The following is a 16,898-nucleotide window of genomic DNA, read 5'->3' on the forward strand; positions in this document are numbered from 1 at the left end:
TCCAAAAGTTAGAGTTTATATTATATACTTAATTGGCTGGTGTGAGTGATATGAAACAAAACTCATTCCCGCCAATTTTTTGCTTTTTACGCCTGCCGAAATCTCGGTTACATGTTAAAGATTAGGTATCGACTGCTATGGGGTGGAGATGGTGAAGTGTCTTGATTAATTAGCTAGTGAATCTAATTATTTGATTTTCAGCCAAAGAAGAATTAACCCAGAATACAACTAAGTAGTTACTACTACCTCGATGGTGGAATTAAAGAAAGGGAATTTTGAGTATATTCACCCGACCACTGATATCCTAAACCTATTAAAATGAAGACTTCAACAATTATGTTGAGGTCTTTTTATATTGGAGGTTGTTCTTGTGGAAAGACGTAAAAAAGTAACAGAGTAAACAGAATTATAAAACCCAGCAACACTTGTAACGGTATATTTAATAGAAAGGATGTAATACCGAAGCTCTTGACATAGACTTTGGCAATAAATAACATTGTTATCGAAAGGGGGATTGAATTTGTTTAATAAAATCAAGGAGAAAACTTTAGAACTTGGTTGGAAAAAACTTATTCTTTGGTTGATAGTTTCTGTTATCGGAATTATCAGCTTGATGTTTACCGTTTCCCTAGTATCTTTAATATTAATGCAAAAATTCGATAACAGATATATTGATTCGGAAAAAGCTAAAGCAGAACAAATCAAACAGACTAAAGAAGTAATTGATTCAATTGAAAAACCAGAAGAGAGACCAAAGAAAAATCCTGACATCATTACGCATCCTGAATTCAGCTCACCTCAAAGATTTATAGAATACTACTCCGAAGAATTCTTCAAAGATAAACAATCTGCAGTAGATAAATATGGGGTTATGGTTGCTTATATTAAACATTTTCAAGCAACAGGATCTATTCCGAACCAGTTAAAAGACAAATTTAAAACTCTTGAAAAATACGCAAATGATAAACAGTATGAAAAAGTAAAAGAGTTATTAGAACAGATTAAAAGCGAATTTAAAAAGAGCTAGTCTAATATTTATTAGTTAAAAGTACTTATTTTTTTGATGCTTTTTATTTTCGGTAAATAAATTCCATAATCTATAATGGAAAATAATTTTCTATTCAATACAATTCATTAAGTATCAACTATTGGAGGTTTAGAGAGATATCCAGTGAGAAATGAAAACAATAATAAAAGGTTAGATTGAGCATCCTTTTTTAGGGTGCTTTTTATTTCCTGTAAGTATAGGTGTTTATATTAGCCATATTACATTAGAAGTCAATTACAATTTTTATACCCATATGGATAAAATTTCAAAAATACCTACGAAGGTCTTTAGAATAATAGTAAAATAGCCGATATACAAAATAGATATATATATAGGGGGATATAAATGAAAAGGTTTACAATTTTATTGGTATTATTGTCACTATTATCGATTCAAAACATTGTTGAAGCTCATTCTGGGCGAACTGACAGTTCCGGAGGGCATAATTGTTCTGAAAAATCACAAGCTAAAGGGTTATGTACGGGATACCATTACCACAATGGCGGTGGAGAATCCTCATCTTCAAGTAGTAGTAGTTCTTCATCAAGTTCACCTGCATCTAGCCAGTCTTGGGATAAAGATTGTTCTGATTTTGGTTCATATGAAGAAGTAGTCGAGTATTGGAATTCAAAAGGGTATAGCAAAACAAATGATCCAGAAAAGTTAGATGGATGGGGAAATGCTGTTGATGATGGAATTCCATGTGAAGCTCCAAGTGGATATGACACTTCCAAGATTAATGGCAGTGATGCACGGTTAGCTAAAGTACAAGCTGAAAAAGACAGTTCAAATGGTGAAAAGGAAGGATATACAGCGGGTTTAAATGATGGATCAAACGGAAAAGAAGAGAATCTAAATGTTGATGGTTCAGAAGCTTATGTAGGAAGCTATAAAACTAGTTATCAAAAAGGGTATGCAGAAGGATTGAAACAGTTTGAAGCAGAAAAGAATAAAGCTACTGAAGCTGGACAAGCTCTAGGAAGTAAACAGGATAAGCTTGTAGTTCCAAAAAGCTACCAGAAAAATGAACAATTAAAAACAGCATTTGAAGAAGGTTTTAACAAAGGTGTTGCAATTAGAGATGAAGCCAAAAAGAAAGAGTATGAAGACAAGGGTTACAATGATGGTAAAAAAGATATAAATAATGAGCCAAAAGATATTAAGGATATCTACATAAAGGCATATAAATCTGGTTTTGAAAATGGTCAAATTGAGTTAAAGGATAGTTATATAAAAAAGGGATACGAAGCTGCTTTTACTATGTTAGATTACAAAGAACCAGATTATGAGAATGAAAAATATATAGAATGGTATAAAGAAGGTTTTGAGTCCAACAAAGAGATTAAAAATATTCAAGAAGATGCATACAATCAAGGGTTAAATGGAGAAAAATATTCTGTTCCTAAAACCTATTTGAAGTCGGAAGTCATTTATAAACACTATTATGAACAGGGATATGAAGTTTATGAAGAAGAGAAAAAAGAGGATACTGCTACTACTGTAGGTGGGTTAGGTATTATTATTTTTGGTTGGCTAGCACGTCGTTTTTATGTAGCGAAAAAAATGGTGGGGTAAGGAGGTTTAGAGAATGGGAGTCTATAGATCAATATGTTATAAGGTTGAAGATGCTTTCGTAAAATTAATTACAAAAAAGGAAGAACCTGAGCAAGTTAAAGAAAAGGTAGAAAAGTATAGAATTGAAAAAGAAGCTGGAAAAACACGTAAGAAAAAAGAAACTGCTGAGAAAATGGAGAAGTTAAAAAAGGAACAAGCAGAAAAAAGAGCAGAGAATGAAAGAATTAGACAAGAGAAGGAAGCTAACGAGAAACAAGAGGTTCTTACCTTACTAGCAAAAGTAGTAGATATAGATAACATGAGTTATACTCAGTACGAATTCAATGAGGTAAAAAGAAATAAGCAGTTTTTTAATGCATTATATGAAAGAGTGTTTGAGTCAAATGAGAAGGGACTTACTTTTCTTTTTTGCGAATATGACAAATCCAGCAAGAAGGAAATAAAAGGGTATTTAATTGTTACAAATAAGAGAGTGTTGTTCTTAACAAGGGACTTCAACCACATGGAAAAGTTCCGCTATCAAACAATCATCAATGTTAATTGGTTCAAAGATGGGTTACTTGAAAGAGGACTTCGCATTCAATATGGGAAAAGAAAATTAGAGTTTGATGAGATATTTGATGTGGATCAGATAAAGCGTGTAGGAGACTTAATTTTAAATTTGTCTAGTAAGAAGTAAGAAACAGCAGGTACTTGAAGAGTATCCCTCATTTATCAAAAAGTAGATAAACTTTAATAAGCTATACCAAACCGACAATCTACTTTATAAATATCAACCTTTATTATATAAGGGGAACATAAATGGACAGGTCGTACGGTACAAATTTAGGAAATGTTGGAGAAAATAGCGATGTGCCAATGGTTCAAGTGATCGAACTTTAAAACGCAATTCAAAATCTATTTCCTTCGGGAATGTCTTTTCGACTTGACCACTTATATCTTAAAACTTATGCTCCTTAAGGCCCCAACTACTTTGTTGGGGGCTTTTTTAAATTGAGGAAATGTGTACAAAACAGAAAAGAAATGGCCAAGGCCAACCACGTAATTCCTGTAACTTTGCAAAGAAGAGGAGATCTTTATATTTTATGATCAATCCTAAAACCCTTCAGTTCCCTATTCAATACTCAATACTCAATCCAAAACCCCGCAATATTTAATCCCTTCATTTCATCAACACTTCCATCTTCATTTGCAAGCTTCATAGAACCTTTTGCAAATAAGTAGTAAAAATCATATGAGTAATCTTCAACTGATAAAATTTCCACCTTAGTTGTTAAGGTGTCATCAGAAGTTGTAACAGAAGTCATTTTCACACATTCAAAACTCTGAACACACTGGTACATGTCCTTGCTGCTTATGTAATCTTGGAATGAATTTAGATGGCTGGGAATTCTAAGTATATTAAAAACCAAGAGTATAAGGATAATGAATATGAAATTCCTCCAAAATTGATTTTCTTCCTTTTTGGGTTTTAAACATAGAACCAATCCTATCATGGAATAGAGAGCAATCCACATCACCCAATATATATCATAGATAATGACAATAAAGATGGATATCATTGTTCCGAAGTGCAAGTAGCGGGCTAAGTTTGTGAGTGATTCAGAACGAAATCTGCTCCAGTCGTCTTTTTTAGCTTTAATAAATATTCGATAATAGCACATAATCACAATGATGATCATAAATGCAATATCCATCAAAAAAATCACCTCTATTTATAACTTCCTAATCTTATCTCCTGCCTGTATGATGATGTTCACATATGATGCTGTGCCATTTTCAACATGATTATTTATATTTGAAACATCAATCATCGTCTTGATTTTTACTTGTTTGCTTTCTTTAGCCTCCATGTTTACCCTGAAGGGTGCCTTCATTCCTAAGAGTGAAATCATTTTTGCATCTTCCTCGAATGGATATGTTTCATAAAAATTGATGTAAAATGTCACGTTATTGTTGCTGTTATTCTTAAATGAGAAATTGCATATAGCTTGCATTGTATTGTCAGTAATCATGTCAAAATTGCATTCACTTGTTACTTCTTCATAGGAAATGGCATAGATCCCTGTTGCGAATGTTTTTTGATAAATACCTGCAACGAATAGAGGCAAAATCATAGCTAATACAATGGCAAGCAGAACAAATCGCCCCTTATGCTTTTTTAATGATTTTGAAAGGAAGACAAGGCTGGCGATTAGGAAAAGTAACGAAGTGATTCCAACAACTTGTAATCCATGTGTAGTTTGAATTGGGATATTCAATATTGAGAAAAGTACTCTACCGTATGGATATTTATGTGGAAAAGGAAAATTTAAACTAATTGAAATCACAAAGAGAATTAGAGAAACAAATAGGAGTTTTTTATTCTTTAACATAATAGCCTCTCAGAAATTTAGATTTATAAAAAGAAACTCAAGATAGATCTGTGTTGAGTAGTTCATTTGATTATGTATATTTTTATGGAATAAAAGGGATATTCATTATATTACCACAAATATCCAAATGTGAATTTGACCTTAATGTAAAACGTTGAATTTTCTATATTCAGTCAGGAGTGAGTTAGATGAATCATTAAACTCGAGTCTCATACTCAGTTTGCATCTTGTAAGGAATATCACTAATTTTGAAACTTATAACATTTTTGTACGTATAATAGGAAGAAGTAACATATAACCATGAAAAAGGTGGTCTTCATGAATAGACAAACAGTAAAAACGTTAAAGTGGATTTCAGGTGGACTTGAAGCGCTTTTAGGTATACCAATTATAGGCGGAAGTATTGTAATAGGGTTTGCTTGGACACCATTACTCATTATGCTGGTTTTTCATATCGTAGTATTGGTATTCTCGAATAAGGTTGGAGTTAAAGCGAACGGTAATATCCTCGGAATTGTAACATCAGCTATCGGCTGGATTCCTATTGTCGGTATGATTATGCATATTTTATCGGCGATATTTATTCTTGTGGATGCGGCAAGTAAGGATAAAAATCCGGACATCATCGAAATGAAAGAATAAAGAAAAGCCCCTGCTTTTAAATGAAGAGCTGTACAAAGTTGAAAAAGCAATAATATACTATTACCATCCAATCCTAAGATGTAAAATTCGATGAGAATACCTCATGAATTTTACATCTTTTTTAATATATTGTAATGTTTACTCCAGGACCCATGAAGATCGTATGCTTTAAAAGAGTATATGGAACGAAGGCGTTTGAATATATGTCACATTTATAAACATTAATCAAAGACCAATATATTTTATGGTCTTTTTCATTTGATAAAATAACAACAATGCTTCGTCACAATATGTTCACATTTTTCTGGTAAATCTACGCTCCCTTTCCGTCATTTAACCCTATATAGATGGTGAAAAGAACATTTTCTAAAAGGAAAGGGCAGTGATCAAATATGGCAAAATATCGAATGGTGCGTACTAGTTTTTGGGAGAATCCAATTGTTATAGAAGAGATGACCCAGGAGGAAATGTTATTTTACCTCTATCTCCTTACGAATCCACGTACGACTCAAATTGGAATCTATCGCATTACGAAGAGAAAGATGGCGTTTGATTTGAAGTGTTCGGTGGAGATTATTCAGTCGATAATGGAGCGATTTATCGAGGAATACAAATTGATTCGTTACAATTCAGAAACAAGAGAACTCGCTATTAAATACTGGGGGAAAGATAATCTTCATAAAGGCGGGAAGCCGATAATGGATTGTATTTTTTCTGAATTAAAAGAGGTCGAGGACACCTCGCTTATTTCGTATGTGTTGGAATCTATTCAAAAACAGGAAATTCGTAGTCTTTATGAATCTTTTTGTGAGTCAGAGGATTGCGGTGAAAATGATATAGATAAAGACTCTGAATACGGAGAGGTTGACGATACGTCTGTATCATGTAAAACGTCACGCGGGCAAAAACAAAAAGAAGAAGAAAAAGAAAAACAACAACAAAAACAACAACAAAAAGCTTTTTACTCAAATATAGAGAATCATTCATACATAGAGGATCATTCACAAAGTCAGAAAACAAACGATGCGAAAGAACTCGTTGAGTTTTGGGATAACAATGGATTTGGTTTTTCAAACGTGAATGCAAAAGAGCGGTTGTTAGCTTGGCTAGATCATTCTAGCTTTTTACAACCGAAAGACGTGATCTTAAAAGCTATGAGTATTGCCTGTGCTAATAATAAGCGTAAACTGAACTATGTACTTGGGATTCTGAAAAACTGGGAAAGTGAATCCTTGCTGACTGTTGAAGAAATTGATGCTTATCAAGAGAATCAAAAGCATAGGCATAACCAATCACCAGAATCCATACCTGCTGGAAGGGATATTCCGAGAGGAGTTGATCTTGATATAACGGCAGGTGAAGATTGGTGAGCATAAAGGAGAATCAGCTTAATACCTTTTCAATCCAGAACTAATAAATGGCCAATGATGTCTGATATTCGGGAATCGGGAGGTGTTGAACAAGACGCTGATGCCATTTTTATCCTAAAAATAACGACGCACTCTATTCATATACGTTATATAATCTTTTCCAAATTTTTTGATACACCATCTTTCTTCTGAAAGAATAATCCAATGGGATGATATTTGGAAGATGATTAATAACCCTAACAATATCCATGATTGTGTAAGCAATACACAACCCAAAAAGCAAATGAAATATGCAATGTACATAGGGTTGCGGGATATTCGGTATAACCCGTTTACATTTATCCCATTTATTTTAGGATTAGCATAATTTACTATTGATACCGCGTATAAAACGATTCCTGAAATATAAATGATCAAGCCCGTATAAAACCATACAGAGTCTGTTTTAATTTCGAGTAGTAATAAAAATAATAGGATAAGAAGGGTCGTCATTTGATAAATCCAGTAAGCAAGTTTTTCTTTTCGATGTAATGGAGCAAAGAAAGCTGCACGTTTAGAACCTTCTTTACTTATTGTGCTCATTAGACCATACCTTATGAGTAAAATTGGTATAACTGTCAAAAATGCATTCATTTTATCCCACCTTATTATAGTGGTGTTTATTTGCTACTTTATTTATATTACGATTACGCCAATATATGTAGAAGTTCATTCTAATACTAGTATATTTTGATGGACACAACTTAGTTTTGTTTTGAAATGTTTCACTAGGTTGTGTCCATAACGGTAATAAAAATACAGGCAAACATAAAGGGTCTACATAGATTATTTAATTGTTCCTTTTTATTAATAATTTTCTATTTTGCTCTTTTAAGTACTGCAATTCCATTTTTAAGTATGAAATTTCAGTCGTGATTTTATCAAGTTTTTGAGATAAAGATGAAAGCTCGAATAAGATATCATTAGTGGAATTCTCTTGATTTTGCGTTTCTGCAGTAGTAGTTTCTTGTTCCGTAACTTTAGAAACTGGATTTTTAGCACTCTGATTGACTGCAGCTCGATCCATAATAGAATTTAGGAGGGAATCATTTTTTAAAAGATTTGTTGCTAACTGCATGACAGAACCTAATGATTTTTCATTTTTTAACAAGTTGCTTGCCAGGTTCTTGAAGGCCTCATTGTTTACAGTCTTATTCGTATTCATTACATTTTTCTCATCATTATTTTCATTCATAATTTTACCACCTTTTTAATTAATCAATAGGAAAGCTATGGAACTCCTTTTATATCTTATTTCCATGAGGTGAAAAGTAGTGTGTTACTGTCATAGAAAAGTGAATATTTTTCTTTTAGATCTAAAATAAAAAAAAACCTAGAAGATCATTACATCATCTTCTAGGTTTAAACATACAAGATTAGGAGCTTTACTAATCAGTTACTAGTTTTCTTTTGATTAGCAACCTTGACTAGCAATATCTTCGGCAAGCGCTCTAATCATATCTCCAGTATCTGTGCCTATTAATAAGTCTGCAAGAAGAGCTACAACAATTAGAAGTAAAAACACTAAAAATCTTCCAAGCAGACAAAGAAGAGTACCAAGAGTATCACCAGGGGTTTGTTGAATAGAAACAGCCATTAAACTTTCCCTCCCTCTTTCATTTAGTTTCTATAAGAGGCCTCTTATATCATTCATTCTATGAAATAAAAAATTGAAGTAATAAAGCAAATATAACGAAAATAAAAAAAGGGCAGTCCCAATTTATTAATAAATAGGAAACTAGTTTAGTTTAAACTATGTTTTCTAGTTGAAGGAACCAGCCGATAGAGGTGAAAATTGGGGGAGGAAATTGGAAGTTACATAAATCATTTAGGAAATGAATATGAAAAGGAGAAGGTTTTTAAAAGAGGAAATGGCAAAAGGGGTATTATATCTTGCGTCTGATGATTTTCTTACATGACCAGTAATACCTTAACACTTGATGGTGGATATATGGCGCAATAATGAATAAAGGTTTTTAGAATAAAACCTTTATAGTCTTTTTAATAAGAATTATCAATTTTGAACATAATCATTAAGCTAAAAACCTCTAAATCACCATGGATATTATCTCTAATAATTAGGGTATTTGTACGGCAGATTTCAATGGTATCTTAAAGATAACAATTATGTATCCGCTTTCTTAAAAGTGATAAAACAAAGATAAAGGGGTGGGCTAAAAATGAAATCCGCAGACAGCCTAAAAACAGAAACAAAAGGAGTAGTGTTACACTTTTTAAACAAAGACCTTCCACTAGAGACAAGGGTAAATGACCTCATTTCTCGTTTAACATTAGATGAAAAAGTAGAGTTAATGTGCCAGTATCAGCCCGCTATTCCTAGACTTGGGATTAGGGCGCATAAGCAGGGAACAGAGGCAGCACATGGGATGGCATGGTTAGGGGAGGCGACTTCTTTTCCACAGCCTATTGGGTTAGCTTGTTCTTGGAATTCCGAGCTTATGAAAGAAATAGGAGATGTGATCGGAACAGAGGCCCGTGCTTTTCATAAAAAGAATCCTGAGGTAAATGGGTTAACATTATGGGCTCCAACGGTTGATATGGAAAGAGATCCTCGTTGGGGAAGAACAGAAGAAGCATATGGAGAGGATCCTTATCTTACTGGAAAACTATCAGCAGCGTTAGTGAAGGGAATTCAGGGTGAACATCCTTTTTTCTTTAAAGCTGTGGCAACGCTTAAACATTTTCTAGCTAATAACAACGAAATAGATCGTGGAACATGCTCAGCAAGTATTGATCCAAGAAATATGCATGAATACTATTTAAAGCCATTTGAGCTTCCATTTAAAGAAGGTGGAGCCTATTCTATGATGACCGCCTACAATTCAATAAATGGAACTCCTGCACTTCTTCACCCATATGTAAAAGAAATCGTAAAGGAAAAATGGGGGATGAATGGATTTATTGTCAGTGATGCAGCCGATTTATTAGGGGTCGTAAATGATCATGGATATTATGACAACCATGCTGACTCAGTAGCACATGCGATTAAAAACGGAATCGATAGTATGACAGATGATTTTCATACAACAACACAAGCGATTCGTGAAGCGCTGGAGAGAAATCTGATAACGGAAAATGATGTGGAGCATGCCCTGCGAAATACGTTCAGAGTCCGTTTTCTTCTTGGTGAATTTGATCCTGAAGAACTTAATCCATATGCAAGCATAACAGAGTCTGTCATTTGTGATCCAAAACATAGTGAGCTAGAGCAGCAAAGGAATCGATTGTGTTGCTCAAAAATGACAACAATATGTTGCCATTAAATAAAGAAACATTAAGTAAAGTAGCCGTGATTGGACCATTAGGCAATATCGTTTATCGTGATTGGTATTCTGGGAACCATCCGTACCAGGTTACTCCTTTTGAAGGCATAAAAAAGAAATTACAAGAAAAGAAAGTTTCATTTCATAGTGGAAATGATAAGGTCCTATTCAAATCCAAGGATCAATATATCGGATATAGCAACAAATCAGACAATTCTTTAGTAGCAGATAAAGCTAGTAAGGATGAGGCGGCAAAATTTGAATTATCCGATTGGGGCTGGGATAACTACACGTTAAGAAGCGTAGATAATGGGAAATATTTGACCACAGAAGATGATGTTCATGTTTCAGCATCAGCGGATGAAGTGTACGGATGGTTTGTTAAAGAAGCTTTTCATCTGGTGCCAGGGGAAAACAATGATCTCAAACTAACAACATGGAATCACCAAGCCATTAAACTAGATGAAGAGAATAAATTATTGGTAACAGATTCAAAGGATGTGTCTGAAAGTACTTCTTTTACAAAGGAAGTTCTTGAAAATGGGTTAATAGAAGCAGTAGAAGCGGCCAAAAATTCGGAAATAGCGATTGTTTTTGTTGGAAATAATCCGGTTATCAACGGTAAAGAAGAGATTGATCGTCCTGATATTACGCTAGCTGAATCACAAGAAAGATTGATTAAAGAAGTGTATAACGTAAACCCAAATACGATTGTTGTCATAGTGGGAAGCTATCCGTTTGCGATTAATTGGGTAGAGGAGAACATTCCAGCCGTCCTTTACACATCCCATGCAGGTCAAGAGCTTGGAAATGCGATCAGTGATGTCTTATTTGGGGACTACAATCCAGCAGGTCGATTAAGCATGACATGGTACCGTTCTGTTGAGCAACTGCCTGATTTATTGGATTACGACATTATTAAAGGAAAGCGGACATATCAATATTTTGATGGTGAAGCTTTATACCCATTTGGCCATGGAAAATCGTATAGCGAGTTTGACTATCATGAAGTAAAGCTAAGCTCAAAAGAAATTGAAGCAAACGGAGAAGTAACGGTATCTGTGAAGGTGAAAAATACGAGTGATTTGCCTGGAGATGAAGTAGTCCAGCTATATGTTCATGCAAAACAATCTAGATATAAAAGGCCGCTGAAACAATTAATAGGTTTTAAGAGAACATATATTAGAGCTGGAGAAACAAAAGAAATACAGTTTCAAGTTCCAGCACAACAATTAGCAGTTTGGGATGTGACAAGAGAGAAATATACAGTTGAAACAGGAGCATATACATTGATGGTTGGTCAATCCTCATCAGATATCAAGTTTACAGAGGACCTATTCGTTCAAGGTGAGGTTATCCCTCCCCGTAATTTATACGAAGTAACGCGGGCGGAAAATTACGATGATTACCATGATGTGTTAATTGATGAAGGAGAAAAGGGGAAACATTCTGTTTATGCAAAAAAAGAAGGCTCTTGGATCAACTTTTCTAATGTGAACCTAATGCAAGGTGTTCAATCCTTAGAAGCACGTGTCAAAAATGCATCTACTATCGAAATCCGTCTCGGCAGCCCAGACGGCGACCTAATCGGAACTTTAAAAGCCCATTCACCAACAAAAACATGGTCTACAATAACCTGTACAATTGTTACAGAGAAATTAATTGAAAATGAAGAAATCTACTTCGTTTTCAAAGACTCACTTTTGATCAGCCACTTTCGTTTTATTGCCTAGTTTTAAAGATAAAAGATTCGTAAACAAAACTGTTTAGGTTGATTGGAGGGGAAGGTGCGAGACTCCTGTGGGAGCTGAGACCCCGCAGGCGCAAAGCGTCGAGGAGGCTCACCGCCCGCCCCGCGGAAAGCGAGCATCCTGGAGCTCTAATCAACTGGCACAATACTTATTTCATAGCAACAAAGTTATACAAAGCAGTCTAAAGAAAAGCCCAACAAGCGCATAGATTTCCATGCGCTTGTTACCGTTTAATCGACAGGAGTGAAAACATGCAAAACAATAACCCGATGAGATTATGGTATAAACAACCTGCAAACAAATGGGAAGAGGCGTTGCCAATCGGAAATGGCCGTTTAGGCGGAATGATATTCGGAGGTATCCAAAAAGAACAAATTCAATTAAACGAAGACACCCTATGGTCAGGTACTCCTAGAGACAAAGCCAACAAAGAAACACATCAATACTTGCAAACAGTTCGAAACCTTATTTTTGAAGGAAAATATGCTGAAGCTGAAAAGATCATTGAAACAAACATGGTTGGAGAGGACACGGAAGCCTATCAGCCACTTGGGGACCTCTATATTGAACATCACCTTGAAGGAGAGCCCTCATTCTATGAAAGAGAACTAGACTTAGAGACAGGAGTGGCAACAACCGAGTACAAAATTGGTAACACCACATTCACAAGAGAAACATTTACTAGCATGCCAAACCAAGTCATTGCCGTTCGAATTCAATCAGATCACCAGCCGATTCATATCACGGCATCGATCCACTCATTATTACGTCATACTATCGAAGAAGCAGAGCACAACAAACTGATTGTCCATGGGCGGAGTCCGATCTCTGTCAAAGTCCCCGAAATCATTGAGTATGATGAAACACGTGGATTACAATTTCAAATTCATCTTCAAGCAAATGTGAATGGAGGAACAATCAAGCTTAAAGATGGAAAACTTGAGATTTCAAACACACAATCTGTGACATTATTACTGACCGCAAAAACTAATTTTACAAAGTTTCATCAAGATCCTGACGAGAATATGGATTCAACCTGCAGAAAATGGATAGATCAAGCGGCTCAGATTCCATTTGAAACCTTAAAAGAAGCTCATATCCACGATCATCGATCACTTTTTAACCGGGTTGATCTCAAGCTTGGAAACGCTAAGTGTCGTGACCTGCCAACTGACGAACGATTAGCGAAGTATAAGCAGGAAAAGAACGACCCAGAGCTTGAAGCTTTGTATGTTCAATATGGCAGATACTTGCTTATTACAAGCTCGCGACCTGGAACACAGCCTGCCAATCTGCAAGGGATTTGGAATCCATTTATTCAGCCGCCATGGAACAGTGATTATACAACAAATATTAATACAGAGATGAATTACTGGTTAGCCGAAAGCTGCAACCTAAGTGAATGCCATGAACCTCTCTTTTCAATGATCGAAGATTTGAGTATTTCTGGTGAAAAAACAGCCTCATCCTTGTATGGTGCCAGAGGGTGGGCGGTTCATCATAATGTAGATTTGTGGAGAATGAGCACCCCGTCGTCCGGTCAAGCTTCATGGGCGTTTTGGCCAATGGCTGGAGCATGGTTAACAAGTCATTTATGGGAGCATTATCTCTATACCTTAGACAAACAATTTTTAAAAGAAACAGCGTATCCGCTCATGAAAGGTGCTGCAGAGTTTTGCTTTGATTGGTTGATTGAAAGTCCTGATGGATATTTGGTTACAAATCCTTCTACATCACCGGAAAATAAGTTTTTAACGGCAAAAGGCGAACCCTGCAGCATCTCAATGGCTTCCACGATGGACATGTCTTTAATTAGAGAATTATTCACAAATTGCATCGAAGCAAGCCAGATATTGAACCTTGATGAAGATTTTAGAAATGAACTAAAGAATGCAATAACACGACTTGTACCATTCCAAGTAAATAAAGAAGGTAGATTACAAGAATGGTATAAAGATTTTCCAGAGCATGAGCCTGGCCATCGTCATGTCTCCCATTTGTATGGGCTATACCCTGGCAATCAAATCAATGAAATAGAGACACCTGAACTTGTAGATGCTGCGAGAAAAACATTAGAGTATCGGATTGCAAATGGCGGCGGTCATACTGGCTGGAGCTGTGCTTGGCTCATTAACTTATTCGCAAGACTTCACGATCACAAAAAAGCCCATTCCTATGTTCAGACCTTGTTAGCTCGATCCACACATCCTAATCTTTTTGATGATCACCCTCCATTTCAAATCGATGGTAATTTTGGTGGGGCGGCAGGTATCGTCGAAATGCTGCTACAAAGTCATTTAGGAAAACTGGAGTTACTCCCAGCACTTGCACAAGCTTGGCCAAATGGCTTTATAAGAGGGATTAGAGCCAGAGGCGGATTCATCGTAAATATCGAGTGGGAAAAAGGACAACTAAAGCAAGCGGAAATTCTAGCAACGGTTAAAAGCAGTTTACAAGTTTTCTATAAAAACCAACCTTTACTAGTAGAAAAAGAAGATGGAACACTCCGATCAAATATAGAAGCCATCTCCATGAATGAGAATGAAAGAGTCCTTATTAAACGAAATGTAAGAGAGGAGCTAAACCATGATTAGCACAAAAATACCAAAAATGATTTATGGCGGAGACTATAACCCGGAACAATATGATCGTGAAACAATGTTAGAAGATATGCGGCTGTTTAGAAAAGCAAACATCGATTTTGTACGTGTGAATATTTTCGCTTGGGCTACAAGTCAAAAGGATGAGGTCACATATGATTTTGCATGGCTTGATGAAGTAATAGACACACTTCATCAAAATGAGATCAAAGTAGGGATAGGAACAGGGACAGCGGCACACCCTGCGTGGATGGCTAAGAAATACCCGGATATTCTGCGAACGGAGTTTGATGGAAAAAGGAGAAAGTTCGGAGGCAGACATAACTCATGTCCAAACAGCCCTAATTATCGAAAATATGCATCCTTATTTGTAGAGAAATTAGTTAATCAATATAAGGAGCATCCGGCTGTTTTATTATGGAATATTTCGAATGAATGGGGTGGTGTGTGCTATTGTGACAATTGCGAAAAGGAATTCCGTGTGTGGCTGAAAAAGAAATATGAAACACTAGAGAAGGTAAATAAAGCGTGGAATACGAGATTCTGGGGCCATACGTTTTATGATTGGGATGAAATCGTCGTACCGAATCTATTAAGTGAACATTTCGGTGAAAGGCAAACGATGTTCCAAGGGATTTCACTTGATTATGCTCGTTTTAATTCTGATAGTATGCTAGAATGCCATAAAATCGAATATGAAATCATAAAAAAGGCAATGCCTGATTCAGTTGTTACAACGAATATTATGGGAGCTTACAAACCATTAGATTATCAAAAATGGGCAAAATACATGGATGTCATTGCATGGGACAATTATCCGGGAATTGATACACCGATCAGCTACACGGCGATGAGCCATGATTTAATGAGAGGATTAAAAGACGGTGAGCCTTTCATGCTGATGGAGCAAACGCCGAGTCAACAAAACTGGCAAGCATACAATGCATTGAAACGTCCTGGTGTGATGCGTCTATGGAGTTATCAAGCTATTGCACATGGTTCAGATACGGTATTATTTTTCCAAATGAGACGTTCCCAAGGAGCCTGCGAGAAATTTCATGGGGCGGTAATTGAACATGTAGGCCATGAACAGACAAGAGTATTCCGGGAAGTGGCTGAACTGGGAGAGGAGCTTGTTGAGCTATCTGATACACTATTAAATTCCCGTGTGAAATCAAGAGTTGCGATTTTGTTCGATTGGGATAATTGGTGGGCAACAGAATTCTCAAGCGGACCTTCTGTTTCGTTAAAATATGTAGATGAGGTTCACAAATACTATCAAGCATTATTTAACCAACACATTCAAGTTGATATGATTAGTGTTGATACAGATTTATCAGCTTATGACCTTGTCATTGCTCCTGTTCTTTATATGGTGAAGCAAGGCTATGCTGAGAAAATAGAAAACTATGTTGAAAGTGGCGGGACCTTCCTTACGACGTTCTTCAGCGGGATTGTAGATGAACATGATCTTGTTACACTTGGGGGATACCCAGGAGAACTGCGATGTGTTTTAGGTATTTGGTCAGAAGAAATTGATGCACTTGCCCCAGAACATACGAATAAAATCGTGATGGAAAAAGAGCTTGGGAACTTAAACGGTGAGTACAGCTGTCATCTACTGTTTGATCTCATTCATTCTGAAGGAGCAGAAGTGCTCGCAACTTATGGTGAAGATTTTTATAAAGGAATGCCCGTACTAACAAGACATACATTTGGAAAAGGGCAGGCTTGGTATGTCGCTTCAAGTGCTGATGCTGAATTTTTACAAGATTTAGTTGGTCATATAGCTGAAGAAAAAGGATTTAAACCTGAATTCACAGCACCATCAGGTGTGGAGATTACGGAACGTATCAAAGAAGGCAAACATTATCTTTTTGTCCTAAATCATACGAAACAAGCTGTTCAAGTTCAGCTATCTCATGTATCCGGCTATAACCTGTTAACAAAAGAGCAAGTAAATGAATTAGTAGAAATGCCAGCACACGGGGTGGCAATTATTGAGAGAAAATAAAGACAGAACTAGATGAAAGATCCTTTGCAGAGGTCTTTCATCTAGATGGTAGAAAGATGTTATTGCACAACAAAATGTTTACGCTTACAATGAAATTTATCCCACTCTCAACGGGCAGTAATCCGCCTCTCAAGCTTCTGATTTTACAAAGTAGGCAGGTGGGGACAACTGCCCGTAAAGGTCCGATTGGTTCAACTAAC

The 16,898-nt window shown here is 36.0% G+C and carries 14 protein-coding genes; 9 read left to right on the forward strand and 5 right to left on the reverse strand.

Going from position 1 to position 16,898, the window contains the following annotated elements:
* Positions 1-520: 520 nt before the first annotated feature.
* From AC4GZ8_RS09465 to AC4GZ8_RS09475, 3 genes are all read left to right on the forward strand, one after another.
* Positions 521-1,027: a hypothetical protein gene (locus tag AC4GZ8_RS09465; RefSeq protein ID WP_491081606.1), complete on the forward strand. Its 507-nt coding sequence runs from the start codon at positions 521-523 to the stop codon at positions 1,025-1,027.
* 366 nt (positions 1,028-1,393) lie between these two features.
* The gene (locus AC4GZ8_RS09470; protein WP_491081607.1) at positions 1,394-2,623 is read left to right on the forward strand and encodes a YHYH domain-containing protein; all 1,230 of its coding nucleotides are present in this window, start codon (positions 1,394-1,396) and stop codon (positions 2,621-2,623) included.
* A 13-nt stretch (positions 2,624-2,636) separates the two neighbouring features.
* Entirely contained in the window at positions 2,637-3,302 is a 666-nt protein-coding gene (locus AC4GZ8_RS09475; RefSeq protein WP_491081608.1) for a PH domain-containing protein, read from the forward strand.
* Positions 3,303-3,747: 445 nt separating this feature from the next.
* Here AC4GZ8_RS09475 and AC4GZ8_RS09480 read toward each other — a convergent pair whose 3' ends face one another.
* Together AC4GZ8_RS09480 and AC4GZ8_RS09485 are read right to left on the reverse strand one after the other, a co-directional pair.
* Positions 3,748-4,320 carry a hypothetical protein gene (locus AC4GZ8_RS09480; protein ID WP_491081609.1) on the reverse strand — a complete coding sequence of 191 codons (573 nt, stop codon included), beginning with the start codon at positions 4,318-4,320 and terminating at the stop codon, positions 3,748-3,750.
* 18 nt (positions 4,321-4,338) lie between these two features.
* A complete protein-coding gene (locus AC4GZ8_RS09485) occupies positions 4,339-4,998 on the reverse strand; it encodes a hypothetical protein (RefSeq protein ID WP_491081610.1) in 660 nt (219 codons plus the stop codon).
* Positions 4,999-5,316: 318 nt separating this feature from the next.
* Between AC4GZ8_RS09485 and AC4GZ8_RS09490 the strand changes: the two genes are divergently transcribed.
* A complete protein-coding gene (locus tag AC4GZ8_RS09490; protein ID WP_491081611.1) occupies positions 5,317-5,640 on the forward strand; it encodes a hypothetical protein in 324 nt (107 codons plus the stop codon).
* A 392-nt stretch (positions 5,641-6,032) separates the two neighbouring features.
* The gene (locus tag AC4GZ8_RS09495) at positions 6,033-7,010 is read left to right on the forward strand and encodes a DnaD domain-containing protein (RefSeq protein ID WP_491081612.1); all 978 of its coding nucleotides are present in this window, start codon (positions 6,033-6,035) and stop codon (positions 7,008-7,010) included.
* Positions 7,011-7,124: 114 nt separating this feature from the next.
* Here AC4GZ8_RS09495 and AC4GZ8_RS09500 read toward each other — a convergent pair whose 3' ends face one another.
* The 3 genes from AC4GZ8_RS09500 to AC4GZ8_RS09510 form a co-directional block, all read right to left on the reverse strand.
* Positions 7,125-7,643, reverse strand: a complete 519-nt coding sequence (locus tag AC4GZ8_RS09500; RefSeq protein WP_491081613.1) for a methyltransferase family protein — start codon at positions 7,641-7,643, stop codon at positions 7,125-7,127.
* A 196-nt stretch (positions 7,644-7,839) separates the two neighbouring features.
* Entirely contained in the window at positions 7,840-8,244 is a 405-nt protein-coding gene (locus AC4GZ8_RS09505; protein WP_491081614.1) for a hypothetical protein, read from the reverse strand.
* 219 nt (positions 8,245-8,463) lie between these two features.
* Entirely contained in the window at positions 8,464-8,646 is a 183-nt protein-coding gene (locus AC4GZ8_RS09510; RefSeq protein ID WP_491081615.1) for a hypothetical protein, read from the reverse strand.
* 583 nt (positions 8,647-9,229) lie between these two features.
* Between AC4GZ8_RS09510 and AC4GZ8_RS09515 the strand changes: the two genes are divergently transcribed.
* The 4 genes from AC4GZ8_RS09515 to AC4GZ8_RS09530 all read left to right on the forward strand — a co-directional run bounded on the left by AC4GZ8_RS09515 (position 9,230) and on the right by AC4GZ8_RS09530 (position 16,698).
* Complete coding sequence (locus AC4GZ8_RS09515; RefSeq protein ID WP_491081616.1) at positions 9,230-10,333, forward strand: glycoside hydrolase family 3 protein; 1,104 nt, start codon at positions 9,230-9,232, stop codon at positions 10,331-10,333.
* Positions 10,297-12,066 (forward strand): glycoside hydrolase family 3 C-terminal domain-containing protein, encoded by a 1,770-nt coding sequence (locus tag AC4GZ8_RS09520; RefSeq protein WP_491081617.1) that lies wholly within the window; start codon positions 10,297-10,299, stop codon positions 12,064-12,066. The genes AC4GZ8_RS09515 and AC4GZ8_RS09520 overlap by 37 nt, the downstream gene beginning before the upstream one ends.
* A gap of 269 nt (positions 12,067-12,335) precedes the next feature.
* Positions 12,336-14,678: a glycoside hydrolase family 95 protein gene (locus AC4GZ8_RS09525; RefSeq protein ID WP_491081618.1), complete on the forward strand. Its 2,343-nt coding sequence runs from the start codon at positions 12,336-12,338 to the stop codon at positions 14,676-14,678.
* Positions 14,671-16,698, forward strand: coding sequence for a beta-galactosidase (locus tag AC4GZ8_RS09530; RefSeq protein ID WP_491081619.1), 2,028 nt, complete (start codon positions 14,671-14,673; stop codon positions 16,696-16,698). Before AC4GZ8_RS09525 ends, AC4GZ8_RS09530 begins: the two co-directional genes overlap by 8 nt.
* Positions 16,699-16,898 lie beyond the last annotated feature (200 nt).

Source organism: Metabacillus sp. RB-C-LZQ-3-1, assembly GCF_058315175.1.